The sequence below is a fragment of the Dethiothermospora halolimnae genome (assembly GCF_037577855.1).
GTDB classification, from domain to species: Bacteria; Bacillota; Clostridia; order Tissierellales; family VENL01; genus Dethiothermospora; species Dethiothermospora halolimnae.
In genome coordinates this window covers 18,426-33,976 of sequence record NZ_JBAKFX010000019.1, presented here as the reverse complement: position 1 = coordinate 33,976, position 15,551 = coordinate 18,426, and the positions used below count along the sequence as shown (strand labels likewise).

18 protein-coding genes are annotated in these 15,551 nt (G+C 29.4%); 14 read left to right on the top strand and 4 right to left on the bottom strand.

Translation table 11 applies throughout. From position 1 onward, the window contains the following. Window positions 1-158: 158 nt before the first annotated feature. A complete protein-coding gene (locus V6137_RS09460) occupies window positions 159-998 on the top strand; it encodes a DegV family protein (protein WP_425447676.1) in 840 nt (279 codons plus the stop codon). 34 nt (window positions 999-1,032) lie between these two features. Here the strand turns inward: V6137_RS09460 and V6137_RS09455 are convergent, their stop codons facing one another. Continuing rightward, window positions 1,033-1,620: a LysM peptidoglycan-binding domain-containing protein gene (locus V6137_RS09455; protein ID WP_425447675.1), complete on the bottom strand. Its 588-nt coding sequence runs from the start codon at window positions 1,618-1,620 to the stop codon at window positions 1,033-1,035. A gap of 127 nt (window positions 1,621-1,747) precedes the next feature. On the opposite strand from V6137_RS09455, the gene V6137_RS09450 reads away from it, so the two are divergent. The 3 genes from V6137_RS09450 (at window position 1,748) to V6137_RS09440 (ending at window position 3,263) form a co-directional block, all read left to right on the top strand. Further along, window positions 1,748-2,095: a hypothetical protein gene (locus V6137_RS09450; protein ID WP_425447674.1), complete on the top strand. Its 348-nt coding sequence runs from the start codon at window positions 1,748-1,750 to the stop codon at window positions 2,093-2,095. Window positions 2,096-2,174: 79 nt separating this feature from the next. Next, the gene (locus V6137_RS09445; protein ID WP_425447673.1) at window positions 2,175-2,945 is read left to right on the top strand and encodes a patatin-like phospholipase family protein; all 771 of its coding nucleotides are present in this window, start codon (window positions 2,175-2,177) and stop codon (window positions 2,943-2,945) included. A gap of 96 nt (window positions 2,946-3,041) precedes the next feature. After that, window positions 3,042-3,263: a hypothetical protein gene (locus V6137_RS09440; protein WP_425447672.1), complete on the top strand. Its 222-nt coding sequence runs from the start codon at window positions 3,042-3,044 to the stop codon at window positions 3,261-3,263. Between the two features lie 59 nt (window positions 3,264-3,322). Here V6137_RS09440 and V6137_RS09435 read toward each other — a convergent pair whose 3' ends face one another. Together V6137_RS09435 and V6137_RS09430 are read right to left on the bottom strand one after the other, a co-directional pair. Further along, window positions 3,323-3,706, bottom strand: coding sequence for a hypothetical protein (locus V6137_RS09435; RefSeq protein ID WP_425447671.1), 384 nt, complete (start codon window positions 3,704-3,706; stop codon window positions 3,323-3,325). A gap of 247 nt (window positions 3,707-3,953) precedes the next feature. Then, on the bottom strand, window positions 3,954-4,106 hold the full coding sequence (locus V6137_RS09430; protein WP_425447670.1) for a hypothetical protein: 153 nt from the start codon (window positions 4,104-4,106) through the stop codon (window positions 3,954-3,956). A gap of 198 nt (window positions 4,107-4,304) precedes the next feature. On the opposite strand from V6137_RS09430, the gene V6137_RS09425 reads away from it, so the two are divergent. The 9 genes from V6137_RS09425 to V6137_RS09385 all read left to right on the top strand — a co-directional run bounded on the left by V6137_RS09425 (window position 4,305) and on the right by V6137_RS09385 (window position 13,895). Next, window positions 4,305-4,760, top strand: coding sequence for a hypothetical protein (locus tag V6137_RS09425; RefSeq protein ID WP_425447669.1), 456 nt, complete (start codon window positions 4,305-4,307; stop codon window positions 4,758-4,760). A 607-nt stretch (window positions 4,761-5,367) separates the two neighbouring features. Beyond that, window positions 5,368-7,677, top strand: coding sequence for an ATP-dependent Clp protease ATP-binding subunit (locus tag V6137_RS09420; RefSeq protein ID WP_425447668.1), 2,310 nt, complete (start codon window positions 5,368-5,370; stop codon window positions 7,675-7,677). A gap of 15 nt (window positions 7,678-7,692) precedes the next feature. Further along, window positions 7,693-7,890, top strand: coding sequence for a cysteine-rich CWC family protein (locus tag V6137_RS09415; protein ID WP_425447667.1), 198 nt, complete (start codon window positions 7,693-7,695; stop codon window positions 7,888-7,890). 179 nt (window positions 7,891-8,069) lie between these two features. After that, window positions 8,070-8,999 carry a M15 family metallopeptidase gene (locus tag V6137_RS09410; RefSeq protein ID WP_425447666.1) on the top strand — a complete coding sequence of 310 codons (930 nt, stop codon included), beginning with the start codon at window positions 8,070-8,072 and terminating at the stop codon, window positions 8,997-8,999. Between the two features lie 77 nt (window positions 9,000-9,076). Then, window positions 9,077-10,696: a spore germination protein gene (locus V6137_RS09405; protein ID WP_425447665.1), complete on the top strand. Its 1,620-nt coding sequence runs from the start codon at window positions 9,077-9,079 to the stop codon at window positions 10,694-10,696. Between the two features lies 1 nt (window position 10,697). Next, on the top strand, window positions 10,698-11,867 hold the full coding sequence (locus V6137_RS09400; RefSeq protein WP_425447664.1) for a Ger(x)C family spore germination protein: 1,170 nt from the start codon (window positions 10,698-10,700) through the stop codon (window positions 11,865-11,867). A gap of 14 nt (window positions 11,868-11,881) precedes the next feature. Next, window positions 11,882-12,106 carry a hypothetical protein gene (locus V6137_RS09395; RefSeq protein ID WP_425447663.1) on the top strand — a complete coding sequence of 75 codons (225 nt, stop codon included), beginning with the start codon at window positions 11,882-11,884 and terminating at the stop codon, window positions 12,104-12,106. Continuing rightward, a complete protein-coding gene (locus V6137_RS09390; protein WP_425447662.1) occupies window positions 12,107-13,183 on the top strand; it encodes a GerAB/ArcD/ProY family transporter in 1,077 nt (358 codons plus the stop codon). Window positions 13,184-13,283: 100 nt separating this feature from the next. Beyond that, window positions 13,284-13,895 (top strand): LysE/ArgO family amino acid transporter, encoded by a 612-nt coding sequence (locus tag V6137_RS09385; protein WP_425447661.1) that lies wholly within the window; start codon window positions 13,284-13,286, stop codon window positions 13,893-13,895. A 79-nt stretch (window positions 13,896-13,974) separates the two neighbouring features. Here the strand turns inward: V6137_RS09385 and V6137_RS09380 are convergent, their stop codons facing one another. Beyond that, window positions 13,975-15,147 carry an MFS transporter gene (locus V6137_RS09380; protein ID WP_425447660.1) on the bottom strand — a complete coding sequence of 391 codons (1,173 nt, stop codon included), beginning with the start codon at window positions 15,145-15,147 and terminating at the stop codon, window positions 13,975-13,977. A 190-nt stretch (window positions 15,148-15,337) separates the two neighbouring features. Here V6137_RS09380 and V6137_RS09375 point away from each other — a divergent pair, with 190 nt between their 5' ends. Continuing rightward, entirely contained in the window at window positions 15,338-15,544 is a 207-nt protein-coding gene (locus V6137_RS09375; protein WP_425447659.1) for a DUF1657 domain-containing protein, read from the top strand. Window positions 15,545-15,551 lie beyond the last annotated feature (7 nt).

Sequence of the window (15,551 nt, the reverse complement as noted above, 5' to 3'; positions counted from 1 at the left end):
ACAAAAAATCATTATATCTAATTAACCTTTATATAATAAGATTATAAGGAAATACTAGGGGTAAAATAATAAAAATAAATTAAATGAGAATTTTTATTGATATATCAGAGTAAAATGTTATATAATTTATAATTAGTACTAAATGAAAGGAGAACCATATGAATATTAAAATTGTTGCCGATAGCAGTTGCGATTTAAATGATAAGTTAGAAAATGAATTAAATATAGAGACGGTACCATTAACCATAGAAATAGATGGTGTCCGTTATAAAGATGACAAAAATCTTGATGTAAAGAAAATGCTTGATGATATGGAAAAAAGTCCAAATACACCTAAAACATCTTGTCCATCACCTAAGGATTTTATGAACTCCTATGGGGGAGATGAAGATAGTGTTTTTGCCGTTACATTATCGTCAGCTTTAAGTGGTACATATAACAGTGCAGTTTTAGCTAAGGACATATTTAAAGAAAAGATTGGAAATAAATTTGTACATGTTTTTGACTCATTAAGTGCTTCTATAGGTGAAACCCTTGTTAGTCTAAAGATATCCCAGATGGCTAAAGAAAGTTATGACAACTCTGAAATTGTTGAAAAGGTAACTAATTATATAAATGAGATGAAAACTTTCTTCGTTTTAGAATCATTGGAAAATCTTATAAAAGCAGGTAGAATTGGAACTATAAAGGGTAAAATAGCATCGGTTTTATCAATAAAGCCCATTATGGAAGGAAATAAAGACGGTGAGATAAGTAAAGTAGAAACTGTGAGGGGAACTAAAAAAGCCTTAAGAAGATTAGTTGATATAATCGGGGAGCAAGGTGAGAAACTAGAGGAAAAAATACTTGGTATAGCCCATTGTGATTGTCCACAAAGAGCTGAGAAACTAAGGACTCAGATAGAAAAGAAATATAATTTTAAAGATATAATAGTTGTAGAAACCGCAGGATTAAGTAGTGTTTATGCAAATAGAGGAGGAATAATAATATCATTTTAGGGACTAACTTTGTTAGTCCCTAAAATAATACCCTTTAATAGACCAAGAAGTTTAGAGATGCTCCTATTTGTCTTATGTAACTTCTACTTGACCATAATATGAAATAGTTATAGCTTTTACCAGAAATATTAATTGGCTTTGGATATTGTACTATTAATGCCGACAATTTTTTCATTTCATAGGGTTGGTCATTTGAAGGTATAATTAGTACAGTAGGACATTTTTGGATGTCTAAATTTATAAACTTACAGTGTTCACCATAGTTCCTATTTTTTCTATATGCTTCATTTTTACAAACATCCATAATATTTTTTTTACTACTTATAGCAGCGATTTCAAAATATCCATTAGGACCTTCACATCTTCGGTTGGATACTTCTTTCCAAGTAGTAGGATACATAAAAGATATGTTATACCTATCATTTGTATAAGGTTCCCAAAGCTTTGGAATACATATTTTTTGTCCTATAATTAAATTATAGGGATCAATGTTAGCATTAAATCTTATTAATTTTTCTATAGGGACATTAAATTTTTGAGATATGGTATCTAGACTATCACCTTCATTGATGATATAGGGGTAAGACTTAGGCGGACATCTTTGAATGTCTTGATAATACATATAACTCACCTCTTATTTATAGTAATATAATATAATATATTCATAGAAAAAATAAAATGTTCGTATTTTCACATAAAATTCATTTTTTTCATATAATGATTTAAAAGGAATAAGGGAGATGAATTTTATGTTTAATATTAAATCATTAGAGGATAAGGCTATATTTTTAGTCACAGGTGAAGGAAAAATTAGTAATAAAGAAGCTGATCACTTTATAAGAAACTTAAAGGATAAAATAAATAATATTGATACTAATAAATATAACTTAGTATTAGACATTAAAAATATAAAAATAAATTCCATAGGTGGTTTATTAAAGTTATCAAAGATATTAAACATATATAATTCAACTGATTTTGATAAACTTTTTTTTGTTGATAATGGTCCTGATAATTCAAAGTTTGATTTAAACAAAGTTAAAAGTTATATAAATAAAGATATAATTAAAATTAAAAATATTGATGAGATAAGCTAGTAATAATTAAGGGTTATTTAAAAAGGTTATGGCTATATGATATTATGTATATATATTGAGTTGACAAAGGAGGATAAACATGACAGGTCTTTTTTTACAAGGTGGAGGAGCTAAGGGGGCATTTCAAGCTGGAGTGATATATGGTTTATATGAAAGGGGATTGGAATTTAATATTATTTCCGGAACCTCTATCGGTGCTATTAATTCTTATTTTATATATAAGAACTCCATGAATGAACTTAAATATTTTTGGAATAATGTTGAATATAAAAGTGGAGATTTTATGATTACTGATAAAAAAGTTGTTGAGAATCAACAGATTATTAATATTTTATCAAATCTTCAGGGAGAAAATGATAATGTAGAATCTGTATATGTAAACTATGTTAAAATTGATGGAGATAAATTAAAAGAAATATCTATTGATATAGCAAATCTTAAAAAGGAAGAACAACTAGATATAATTAAATATAGTTCCCTATTACCGAATGCCAGTAAAGCATTGGGGGATGATGGAAACACACAGTACAATAGCAATAATGAATTTGAAAAGTTTGGACTTGCAGTTAAAATGGGGTTATATGATGGATACAATTTAGATGGTGGAATACTGAATAATATTTTTTTAGAACCTTTTATAGAAAATAAAGTAGATAAACTTGTTATCATTACATTTACAAAGGATTTTGAACCACCCAAATATATATTAGATACATATAGTAGGGAACAAATGGTGATAGTAGAACCCAAAAATAAATTTAAACCTACAGATACAATGAATTTTGATGAAGGGTTTCGGAGAAAGTTATTTAAGGAAGGATATGAATTAAGTAAGAAAGTAAGTATATAAGCCCATTATACCACTATAATAGCATTAAGTACCAAAAGGAATAGAAAGGACTATATAGAAGTTTATATATAGACCAAAAATAAAGGAGGAATAAATATGGGTAATGTAAATGAAATGTTAGATATTATGATACAGCAAAAATTTGAGAAGGTACTTAATGCTAGAAGACAGGGAGAACTATATGACTTTAAAAAGGATTTAAAGGATGAATTAGAATCTAGAGAGTCAGAAATAAAGGAGCTATACCCAGGACAATGGGATAAGGTGGAAGATTTATTAAGTGAAATAAAAAAAGTAAATACAATTACATTGAACTAATATTTATATAATATTATTAAACAAAGGGGCTGGATGTATCCAGCCTCTTTGTTCTAAAATTATTTTCTAAAAAGAAATGTTGTTGAAAGATGCCATAATAATAAACTAGATTCGGAAAAATAGTTTCCATCGGATTCTGCTTTTGAGTTTGATGACTTTTCATTTACTTCTAGTAAGCCTTTTAAACGATTAATTTTTCTTCTTATATTATCATCAACAAAACCTTCCATTTTCTCTAACTGAACTAAGTTGTTGTAATGTTGTTTTCTTAATTCTAAATCCATATTATCCCTTAGTTTTACTATCTCTCTATAAAGATATCTATCGGGTTTATTATTATATTCTTTTTTTAATTTATCTACTTTTTTTAGTTGTTCATCCTCTAACAAGGATTTGTTTATAAGAGTAGGAATATTATTATCGTATCCATATCCATATGACAATGAACTCATCTCCTTATTTTATTTCAATATATAATATGCAAGTAAATAAATTTTGTTATAGAAAAAGGAGATATTAGTTTATTTGAAATAAGGCATTCGGAAAAAAATAATAAGTCAGTATGCTAGTCTATTTCGCATCATACTGCGTCGGCAGAACACACTGATAGTCCACTATCAACGAATTCTGCCTCCTTGTCTGATACAAAATATCCGTCGCATCTTTGACTTATTATTTTCTTCCGAACACCTAAACACTTTCTTGTTGGTTTAAAATTTCTATTAATAAATTAGTACTTTCTATGACGTTATCCAATACCTTAGATGAAAAATCACCCTCTTTATGAGCTTTTGTAATTTCATCTTTTAACAACCTATATTTTTCTAGCATATCGTTTTTCATTATAAATATCCTCCTTAGAACATTGAGTCACAAACTCCCTGATCTATATACCTTGAACCAATAAAGAAGTGCCAAAGACACCTTTATTCATATAATATTTAAATAAGCCATTGATTATTCCGTAAATAATAAATTGCATAAAACTTTATAGAAGACAAAAACTATAATAAATAATCTATATATTATGGAGGAATAAAAATGGAAATAGAATTTTATTTTAGCAACATAAAAATAGCAAATGATGCAATGAAAACCCTAAAAGATAAAGGCTTTGACCATGTTTATGTAGATATTAATGATCACTACATTGCAGATAAAAATGTAAAAACAAACTTACCTGGAACAGAAGCATCAACAAGTCTTTCCGATTTAGTTTTAAATTCAGGAGAAGAGGAAATTGATACAACTAAAGCTCCTCTAACAGCTGCTGACCCTATGGTCAGTGGTATAGGTACATTAGATGAAGTGGCAGATGTTAATTGTAAGTTGGTTGTAAAAACAGATGATAGAAATAAAAATCAAGTAAAAGAAATTATTAAAAGTATGGGAGGAGATTTAGAAAACCCCAATGTAGAAAAGATGACAATGCTACAAAGAAATGATTATGCTTTAGAAAGGACTATTAATGAATTAAATAGAAAAGAAATGGAGTAATATAACTTTTATAAACCTCACACTTTTTTTATTTTACTCATATAGTAAAGTAGGATATAAAAATCCAAAAAAGTTGAAACGAGGTGACGTTATGGGTTACGGATTTGGTGGATGTGAAGGTCAAGGAACTGAATTACTATTCTTCTTCCTATTATTAGTAATTCTATTCTGCTATCCTTATTTCGGTGGCTTCGGTTGCTAAAAATACTACCATAAATGTCTAATCGAAGGATAAATATGACATAAACATAAAAGGATCTATTTCAGATCCTTTTATGTTTGCTCTATAAATATACTATAGGGTCATCAGCTCTCTAATCTCTGTACCTTGCACATACAAATTTTTATTATCCTTTGTACTAAAATATATTAATTATGTATATAATATTCTAGATAAGAATTTTAATTAAATTATTTAGGTTGATTTAAATCAAATAAGGACTCTATAAAGGGTCCATTTTTTAGTATATAAAATAAAGAATATATAAAAAAACCAGGAAAAACTTTATATACTACAATAAAAAATATATAATAATAGAAGAGACCTAAAAAATGTTATAATATCTATATTGATGTTATAAAAACAATAGTATATGGAGTGATTTTTATGAAGATGTGTTCTAGATGCAACAAGAATGTAGCAGTTGTATTTATAACTAAAATGGAAAAAGGTAAACCTAAGATGGAGGGTTTATGTATAAAGTGTGCCAAGGATATGGGAATGCCTGTTATGGATCAACTAATGGAACAAACAGGTATGGGCCCGGAGGAAGTTGAAAGTTTAATGGCTCAGATGAATACAATGATGGAAGATATAGATATGGATGAATTAAAAGAAAACTTTGATGGAAATAATATGTTCATGAATCTATTTAAGGACTCTCCCTTTACAGACTCAGAGGATGGAGACATAAATGAAAATACTATAGAAAATAGTGGCGAGGAAGGGGAAAGTTCAAGTAATAAGAGAAGTTTTAAAGATAAGATAAAAGATAAGAAGAAAAAGAAGAAGAAAAAATACCTTGAGATGTACGGTACTAATTTAACTGAAAAGGCTAAAAATAATAAGGTTGATAGAATCATAGGTAGACATAGGGAGATAGATAGGGTTATACAGATTTTGAATAGACGTAGTAAAAACAACCCTGTATTAATAGGAGAACCTGGAGTAGGTAAAACGGCCATTGCCGAAGGATTAGCTGTTAGAATAACAGAAAAGCAGGTGCCTGCTAAACTATTTAATAGTGAAGTATATTTATTAGACCTAACTGCAGTTGTGGCTGGTACCCAATTTAGGGGTCAGTTTGAAGGTCGTATGAAATCAATAATAAAGGAAGCCTCTGAGTGTGGAAATATTATTTTAGTAATAGATGAAGTTCACAATATTATGGGAGCAGGAGAAGTCCATGGAGGAGTAATGAATGCAGCCAACATACTTAAGCCTTCCCTTGCCAGAGGTGAGATTCAAATAATAGGAGCTACAACCCTTGAAGAGTATAGAAAGCATATAGAAAAGGATGCAGCTTTAGAGAGAAGGTTCCAATCGGTATTAGTAGAAGAACCTAATATAGAGGAATCTATTGAAATATTACAGGGAATAAAGGATTATTATGAGTCTTACCATAAAGTAAAAATATCAGATAAAGTAATAGAGAGTGCGGTGAAATTATCAGAAAGATATATAACCGACAGATACCTTCCCGATAAGGCTATAGATGTAATAGATGAAGCTGGTTCTAGGGCTAATCTTAAAAATAAAGGGTTAGTTGAATTGGAAGCTTTAAGAGAGGAGTTAGAAAAGGTTATAAGAAAAAAAGAAGGAGCTGCTGAAAATAGTGACTATGAAAACGCAGCTAAATATAAAATGGAAGAGTATAACATAAAAGAAAAGATAGAAAAAATAGAAGTAGAATGTAGTAATGTGGAAATAACCACTGGGGATATAGCCTATGTTATTGAATCTTGGACCAAAATCCCTGTACAAAAAATTACAGAAGAAGAAGCGGAAAAATTATTGAGTCTAGAGGAAAGAATTCGTAGAAGAGTAGTTGGGCAAGAAGATGCTATAAAGAGTTTATCTAGAACCATAAGACGAAATCGTTCCGGGTTTAAAAAGAGAAGAAAGCCTGCCTCTTTTATATTTGTAGGACCAACGGGGGTGGGAAAAACAGAATTAGTTAGAACATTAGCCTATGAGTTATTTGGAAATGAAGATGCTATGATTAGGGTTGATATGTCAGAATATATGGAAAAACATACAGCTTCTAAGCTTATAGGAGCTCCTCCAGGATATGTTGGATATGATGAAGGGGGACAACTAACGGAACAGGTTAGAAGAAAGCCCTATTCAGTAATATTATTAGATGAAATTGAAAAGGCCCATCACGATGTATTTAATATGTTGCTACAGATATTAGAAGACGGAGTATTAACTGATAGCCAGGGTAGAAAAGTATTTTTTGAAAATACTGTTATAATTATGACATCAAATGCAGGAAGTCAGTTAAAAACAAATAACTTTGGTTTTGCTAGAGATAATTATGATGCATTGGAAAACAAAGCTAAGGATGCACTTAAAAATATATTTAGACCGGAATTCTTAAATAGAGTAGATGAAACTATTGTATTTACTAAATTAGAAAAAGAAGAGTTAAGGAAAATAATAGACATAATGCTTAAAGAAGTTGCATTAGAGGCTAGAGAGAAAGACATAAGTATTGAAGTTAGTGATGAAGTAAAAGAATTTATATTAGAAAAGGGATATGATGAAAAATATGGAGCAAGACCTCTAAGGCGAACAATACAAAAATATATAGAAGATGAAATAGCTGAAAAATATCTTAAAAAAGAAGTAAAAGATGGTTCAGAGGTACTAGTAGAATTAGAAAACGGTGAGTTAATGATACGAGAAAAGTAATCTGGAGTTGATATAATGGATAATGCCACATGTCCAATATGTGGAAAATCAAATAACTGTGCATTAGCAGAAGGAAGAAACCCAAAGGATTGTTGGTGTATGAATGTGGAGTTTCCCAAAGAAGTTTTTGATAAAATACCTAAGGATAAAAAAGATAAAGCTTGTGTTTGTCAAAGTTGTCTTCGGGAGATTAGAGCTGGTTTAGAAGAGTAGTAGTCCCTTTTCTCCCCCATTTTATATTTTCACAATCCTAGGGATGGCTACCATTTCCAATTCCTTTGTCTAAGTATGATTTATTAACACATTTAAGGTTCTTAAATAGAACCTTATTTTTTTTGCTTATTTGGGAATGATAGTGTTATAAATATTTAAAAATATGAAAGGATGATTATATGACAAAGAGAATTTTTTTTGTAATAATTATTTTTTTATTACTATTAACATCCTGTGGAGAAAATGAATTTATGGGGGATATAGTACATCCTAATAAAGAAATAGATGGTTATAATGTGAATATGAAGAGGGATATTTTATGCTTAATGATGGCTTATCCCGAGTATATAAAAGATTTAGTAAAGAAAGATGATAATATTTATCTAATAATGGAATCTGGAACTAAAATTCTTTATGATGATAAGAGGGAAAAAAGTTTTAGTGAAAAATTAAATAATCCAGATTTACAAGATATGTTAGAACAGCCCTATACCATTAAGAATATAAACACAATTCCCGATAAAAACTTTGATCCAGGACGTATTAGGGTGGATAGCTTTTTAAAAGAAGTTTATGGAAAGTCTAGAAAAGAAATAGAAAGTAATCTTACCAATTTAAAAGTAGGTTACAAATATTACCCATTTAATAAAAAAAATAGTGCGTCAAAAGCATTAAAAAATGCAATAACAGAAGCAGCAGTACTTGCTAGAAATAATTATAAAATATATTCCTGTTTATTTCCATCCAGTGGGACATACAATTATCGAGTAATAGCAGGAACTAACCGCCTAAGTCCCCATTCCTTTGGGATAGCCATTGATTTAAGAAGAAATAATAAGGACTATTGGAAATGGGCCAGTAGGGACCAAGGACAAAAAAGATTAGCAGAGTATCCGAAGGGGATAGTTAGAATCTTTGAAGACAATGGTTTCGTTTGGGGGGGGAAATGGAATCATTTTGATATATTACATTTTGAATATAGGCCAGAATTAATAATAAAGGCAAGATATTTTAATAATAAATCTTTATCAATGGAAAAATGGTATAAAGGAGTAGAATTAACTGATAAAGTGAAAGAATATATTAGAAAGATTGATAGTATTTTATGATGTGGACGTCAATTAATTTTTCTGTATCTAGGAATGGAAAGAACATAAGTTAGAAAAGAAAAATTTACAATGAATTGATGATTAGGGATTTAGATAATATAGAGGTGAAGGTATTGTTTAAAAAGATTGTAAGGATAATTAATTATCTTAAATATAAATCTGAGAACCATAGAGATGGACTAAAAAAAGAGAATAAATATGATAAAGAGATACCTAAAACTTTAAAAGAAATGAAGCTTAAGTTATCCCAGAAATTTGAAGATTGTAGTGATATTGTTGTAAGAACGGTGAAGATAGATGATGATACTAAAGTTCTATTAGTCTATATAGATGGTTTGTCTAATCACGAGATCATTAATAAAAATATTCTAAATCCTTTAATGACTCAATTTAAAGAAAAGTATAATATTAATCAAAAGGATAAGCTAACTTTTATAAATGAAGAAATATTACATACAGCAGAAGTGGAATATATTTATGATTTTAATAATGTTTTGAATAGTATTGTAGAAGGTAAAACAATCTTATATATTGATGGATATAGTACTGTATTAAAAATAGGCGCAAAGGGATGGGAGTCTAGGGGAATAGAAGAACCCCAAACGGAATCAGTGGTTAGAGGACCTAGGGAAGGATTTACTGAAACATTGAGAAGCAATACTGCCCTATTAAGAAGAATAATAAAGGATCCTAACTTTAAAATAGAATCAATGGTATTGGGAGAAAAAACTAGAACTGAAGTTAGCATATGCTATATAAAAGGTCTTGCCCGGAAAGATATAATAGGGGAAGTGAAAAAAAGATTAAACAAAATAAAGATAGATGGTATTTTAGAGTCCGGCTATATTGAAGAATTTATAGAAGATAACCCCCTTTCACCCTTTCCCCAGATAGGAAATAGCGAAAGACCCGATAAGGTGGCAGGAAAAATATTAGAAGGTAGGGTAGCTATAATATGTGATGGTACTCCTTTTGTATTAACGGTTCCCAGACTATTTATAGAAGCCCTTCAAACCAGTGAAGACTATTATTCAAAACCCCACTTTGTAACTATGATTAGAATTTTTAGGGTAATAGCTTTATTGATAACCATAACATTACCGGCATTTTATGTAGCATTTATTTCATATCATCCCCAGTCTATTCCTTTTAAACTACTGATGTCTATGGCAAAGTCTAGGGAAGGTATACCCTTTAGTCCATTTGTGGAGGCTTTAGTAATGCTAACGGCATTTGAATTATTAAGGGAAGCAGGTGTTAGAATGCCAAAGCCTGTGGGCCAGGCTGTTAGTATAGTTGGTGCATTAATTCTTGGAGAAGCAGCAGTAAAGGCCGGGATAGCCAGTAATCTTATGATAATAATTACAGCCCTTACAGCCATATGTACATTTATTGTTCCGTCTTTAGGGGGAGTTATACCTTTATTAAGGATTTTTCTTTTAATAGGTGCTAATCTTTTAGGCTATATGGGAATTTTTTTAGTAGCAATAATAATAACAACCCATTTATTCCAGTTGAAATCCTTTGGGGTATTATATATGTATCCTATGGTAACATTAGATCCTAGAAGTTATAAGGATAGTTTTATAAGGTTACCTATTTGGATGATGTTTACCAGGCCTAGACCACTGGCATGGGAGAATTCTAATGATGGAAAATATAGAATGAAATTAAGGAATAAAAGGAAAGAGGATTAGTATGATAAAGAAAACAAAATTTATTATTGTTTACTCCATGATTACAATCTTAGTAACAGGATGTTGGAATAAAAGTGATATAAACGAAAGGTCCATAGTCGTAGCTGTGGGACTTGATAAGACAGAGAATAATAAGATTGAAGTTACTTTGCAAATTGCTAAAATAAAGGAAAATGAAGGTAATAGTGGCTCTGGAAATTCAGAAAATTTAGCTTGGACTAATAGCTATAAAGGGGATACGGTATTTGAAGCAATAAGAAATCAATTAAAGGTTGTAAATCGTAAGCCCTTCTTTGGTCATGTTAAATTGATGGTGATAGGAGAAGAATTAGCAAAGGAGGGAATTATTGAAACTGTTAATTTTTTTGAAAGGGATCATGAATTAAAACTTACTCCTTATGTTTTAATTTCAAAGGGAATATCAGCAAAAAAAGTGCTAAAAGCTAAAAGTGACCTTGAAGATTTATCGGCTATCCATATAGAAACTATAATAAAGAACAGTGAAGCTAACTCTAAAATTAATAAGACTCTATTTATAGATATGTTAAGGGCTATGAACAGACCAGGGCAGGATCCATTATTAGGGGTAATAAAACCTAATAATAAAGAAAATATTAAAAAAGTTAGTAATTTAGAGGCAGAGGGTTCGGCCATATTAAAAAATCATAAACTTGTGGGGTGGCTTAGTGGAAAAGAAACAAGGGCATATCTAATGATGAACAATAAAGTAAAAGACACTATTATAAATGTTAATGATCCAATTGAAAAAGGAAAAAAAGTATCAATTGAAATTTTTAAACTAAAGGGAAGTAGAAAGGTAATTAATAGAAAAAAAGATATTAAGATCATTATAGACATAGATGCAAATGGTAACATAGGAGGACAGCAAAGCCCCTATGATTTAAGCAATGAAAAAATGTTAAAAAAACTTGAAATAGAAGTAGAAAATAAAATTAAAAAAGAAATAGGGGAATTAATAAACATAGCTCAAAAAAAGTATAACAGTGATTTCCTAGGATTTAATAAATTAGTACATAAAAGGTATTCACATTATTGGAATACTATAGAAAAGAATTGGAATGAGGAATTTAGTAAAATAAATACAGAAGTAAATGTAAAAGTGAAAATTAAAAGAACAGGTCTTGTTACAAGTCCCACTACACCTAAATAAGGGGAAGATAAATAATGTTTTTAAAAATTATAGCTCTATTAAGTGCGTATTTATTAATATTGTTTTTAGACTTGCCCTTAATATATAAATCTAAAAGAAAGAAAAGGGTAAAACTAGTCTACTTATTTATTTTAACCATAGGACTTGTGTCAAGTTTATTACAGATTTTAGGTAGGTTTCCTATGTTACCTACTAAAGTAATAAGAGGCATTGTGGAAGGAATATTAGGGGTGATTTAGTTGAACCGAAATATAAAGATAACACCTATGCAACTGGGCTTAATGATAATTGGTTTTATATTTGGAGACTTTAGTATTATGAATCCAGCAAGGGCTGCACTCCAAGATGGATGGATTGCTTTTATTTTTGGATGGATAGGTGGCTTTATATTAATAGGAATTTATTTATTAATATATTATCTTAATCCTTCTAAAACATTAATAGAAATATTAAAAGATTCCTTTGGGAAATATGGAGGAAGTTTTTTAGGAATATTATATATATGGTATTTTATTCATATTTCAGCATTGGTGTTTCGTTCATTTATGGAATATATGGTTGTGGTTAATTATCCAGAGACTCCACTTTTATTTCCATTGATTCTTTCCGTAATAACGGTAATATATATAATTAGGAGTGGACTAGAGGTAACAGCCCGTTTACTTGCATTTGTTATATCTTTTTTATTGATTTTCACTGTAATAACAGGATTTTTTTTAATAAAGGAATATAACTTTAAGAATCTATTGCCAGTGTTAGAAAATGGATGGAGCCCAGTAATCAGTGTAGGATATTCTATTATGACTTTTCCCTTTGGAGAGTTAATAGTATTTTCAATGATATTTCCAGCAGTACATAGAAGAGATAAGCTTGCAAAAGCTACTTTTTTTTCAGTGTTTTTTGGAGGTGCCTTTTTGCTTAGTACTATTTTAAGGGAAATATTGGTTTTAGGTCCAGATCTATTATTTAGAACAACTTTTCCCACCCATATAGTTGGAAGTCTAATTCCAAACGTGGCACTGGAACCTATATTATCTACAAACCTATTAATATCAGGGGGAGCCATGGTGATTCCATGTATTTATGGAGCTTTAAAGGGAATAGAGCAAGTTTTTAGCTTAGAAGACTATAAACCATTTATTTTTGTGTTATGTGCTTTTATTACTTCTCTAACTATGTGGATTTATGATAGTGTCCCAGAAATGTTTAAAACCGCTAAGGAGATATACCCATATTATTCAATACCCTTTCAGATAGTTATACCTATTTTGGTACTATTAGTATCATTGATAAAGAAGAAAAGAATTATGGTATAAGTATAAAGAGTTTAACTCTATAAAGTTATGTTTCTTTTAACTTTATGATAATATAATATATAGAATTAGGTTATTTAGTAAGTTATAAGGGGGATATTAAATGTTTAATTATTTATTTCAAGGTTTTATGTTGGGACTTGCCTATGTGGCTCCAATTGGTATGCAAAATATGTATGTAATAAATACTGGAGTAAGTAGAGGTAAAGCTAGAGCCTATCAAGTGGCTTTAATAACTATTTTTTTTGATATATCATTAGCTTTAGCTTGCTTTTTTGGTGTTGGAATAATATTAGAAAAATTTAGAATGTTAGAATCGGTTATATTATTAGTAGGAAGTATAGTTGTAATTTATATTGGAATACAATTGATAACCAGTAAGGTAGATTTAAAAAAAGATGTGGATGTTAACAAATCTTTAAAAGGGGTAGCCTTTACTTGTTTTGCTATAACATGGTTAAATCCCCAGGCATTAATAGATGGTTCCCTATTATTAGGGGGTTTTAGAGCATCCCTTTCTTCATCAAATGCTAAACTTTTTATTATAGGTGTAGCATTGGCATCATTCTCATGGTTTATCGGTATTACCACAATAGTGACTATGTTTAAAAACTTTTTTAATACTAAAATACTAAAGGTAATTAATGTGGTTTGTGGAGTTATAATAATTTATTATGGATTAAAATTAGGATATAGTTTTATAACAATGATTTAATTATAGAATTATTTTGAATCCTTGTTCTCTGTACCTTGCACCTTGTACAGAACAAAGAAGCGCCAGAGGCGCCTTTTTTCTAATGTTTCCATATATTTAATTTCTTTAAAAAGTACAGAGAAATAAACTGGGAGCTTCCTATAAAAAGTATAAAGTAATTTAATATATTGCTATTTTCCACAAATGATAATGCCAATAATAATATAGTGATACTAATAATTCTTCCTGTATTTAAACTAAATTCATTACTAATTATATATTCTATTCTCATGTTTTCTTCATGACTCTCACTTAATAGATTAAAAGTGGCTGAAGACATAGGTACTATAAAAAAAGGAGCAAATAAAGCATCTAATATTACATATATAACTAGGGGCCAATAGTCTATCTTTATAATTAAGCTGATAACAGCTATAAACATAAAAGATGCCCCCAGATATAGTGATAATTTTCTTTTTGGGGGTTTAATAATTTTCTGTTGTGTAATATATGCCACAGAGGATATAATATATGAAAAAAACGTTAGTTTTCCTAGGGACAATTCACTTTTAGTAGATTGATATATTAATATACTAATTAAGAATAATATCACAACATCCCTAAGCCCCCATGCTACCTTTGCCTTTCTTAATTTTTTCCACTGGTTATTATGTTGAATAAATATTTTTTTAAAATATAGTGTTTCACCATAGTGCTTTGATTTAAGTAATAGGCTTATTAATATTAAAACAATAAATAGAATTAAAGAGATAACGAACACTGTTGTATAACCGGTAGTGTTTTTATTATGCTCAATTATATATGCCGCTGCAAGGGGGCCTATTGCATTAGAAATCCCTGCTGTAAATCCGTATAGACCATTAAATGTATCTCTATTATGAATAGAGGTAAAGTCAAAACTAAGTACATTAAATGAAAGCCAGTAGAATCCCGATGCAATACCAAAAAGAATTCCGAGAAAATATATATAGTTTGTAACTTTATCCTTTAATAATAAAATAAAAATAAAAAAGAATAAGAAAAAGATTATTCCTATTCTTAAAGGCCATATACCATTTTTTTTCTTGGATAACCATCCAGCAAAGATAAAAGTTAGGGGTATAAAAATATAATGCATTAAATTATATTTTCCAATCATAATAAAATCTTGAGTTCTCTTCCAAAGAAATACATTCACAAAAACATTGGACAAAGCGATGGAAAGGGTAAATAATCCACTTATCAATAATAAAATTTTTGCTTTTTTAGACATAAAAACCTCCAGGAATATACTGTTTAATGACATACTATTTTAGTATTTACATTTAGTGGAGCCTATATTCTTAAAGTCTAGAGTGAAACTATGTGTAAAAATATGGGTTGTAATCAATTTTTATCAATCAATATTTTCTGTGAATAATAATAACAATATACAGTAGAGACATATTAAAGGAGATGAAAATATGACTGTATCCTCTCAAGTGAAAAACACACTAGCTAGCTTAAAGGGAGTCCAAGAAACTTTAAGAATGTATTCAACTCAAAGCCAGAGTAAAGAAGAAAGGAAAATATACAAAGAATCAATAGAGGTCACAAAATTCATTATAGAAGACTTAGAAAATAGAATTAAAAAATTAGAATTTGAAGAACCCCAATATAAAGGCTATTAAGGTGATA

Bases quoted from the DNA above. Each gene is read 5' to 3' on its own strand.
- V6137_RS09460 (WP_425447676.1), top strand. From the start codon at position 159: ATGAATATTAAAATTGTTGCCGATAGCAGTTGCGATTTAAATGATAAG.
- V6137_RS09455 (WP_425447675.1), bottom strand. From the start codon at position 1,620: ATGTATTATCAAGACATTCAAAGATGTCCGCCTAAGTCTTACCCCTAT.
- V6137_RS09450 (WP_425447674.1), top strand. From the start codon at position 1,748: ATGTTTAATATTAAATCATTAGAGGATAAGGCTATATTTTTAGTCACA.
- V6137_RS09445 (WP_425447673.1), top strand. From the start codon at position 2,175: ATGACAGGTCTTTTTTTACAAGGTGGAGGAGCTAAGGGGGCATTTCAA.
- V6137_RS09440 (WP_425447672.1), top strand. From the start codon at position 3,042: ATGGGTAATGTAAATGAAATGTTAGATATTATGATACAGCAAAAATTT.
- V6137_RS09430 (WP_425447670.1), bottom strand. From the start codon at position 4,106: ATGAAAAACGATATGCTAGAAAAATATAGGTTGTTAAAAGATGAAATT.
- V6137_RS09425 (WP_425447669.1), top strand. From the start codon at position 4,305: ATGGAAATAGAATTTTATTTTAGCAACATAAAAATAGCAAATGATGCA.
- V6137_RS09420 (WP_425447668.1), top strand. From the start codon at position 5,368: ATGAAGATGTGTTCTAGATGCAACAAGAATGTAGCAGTTGTATTTATA.
- V6137_RS09415 (WP_425447667.1), top strand. From the start codon at position 7,693: ATGGATAATGCCACATGTCCAATATGTGGAAAATCAAATAACTGTGCA.
- V6137_RS09410 (WP_425447666.1), top strand. From the start codon at position 8,070: ATGACAAAGAGAATTTTTTTTGTAATAATTATTTTTTTATTACTATTA.
- V6137_RS09405 (WP_425447665.1), top strand. From the start codon at position 9,077: ATGATTAGGGATTTAGATAATATAGAGGTGAAGGTATTGTTTAAAAAG.
- V6137_RS09400 (WP_425447664.1), top strand. From the start codon at position 10,698: ATGATAAAGAAAACAAAATTTATTATTGTTTACTCCATGATTACAATC.
- V6137_RS09395 (WP_425447663.1), top strand. From the start codon at position 11,882: ATGTTTTTAAAAATTATAGCTCTATTAAGTGCGTATTTATTAATATTG.
- V6137_RS09385 (WP_425447661.1), top strand. From the start codon at position 13,284: ATGTTTAATTATTTATTTCAAGGTTTTATGTTGGGACTTGCCTATGTG.
- V6137_RS09380 (WP_425447660.1), bottom strand. From the start codon at position 15,147: ATGTCTAAAAAAGCAAAAATTTTATTATTGATAAGTGGATTATTTACC.
- V6137_RS09375 (WP_425447659.1), top strand. From the start codon at position 15,338: ATGACTGTATCCTCTCAAGTGAAAAACACACTAGCTAGCTTAAAGGGA.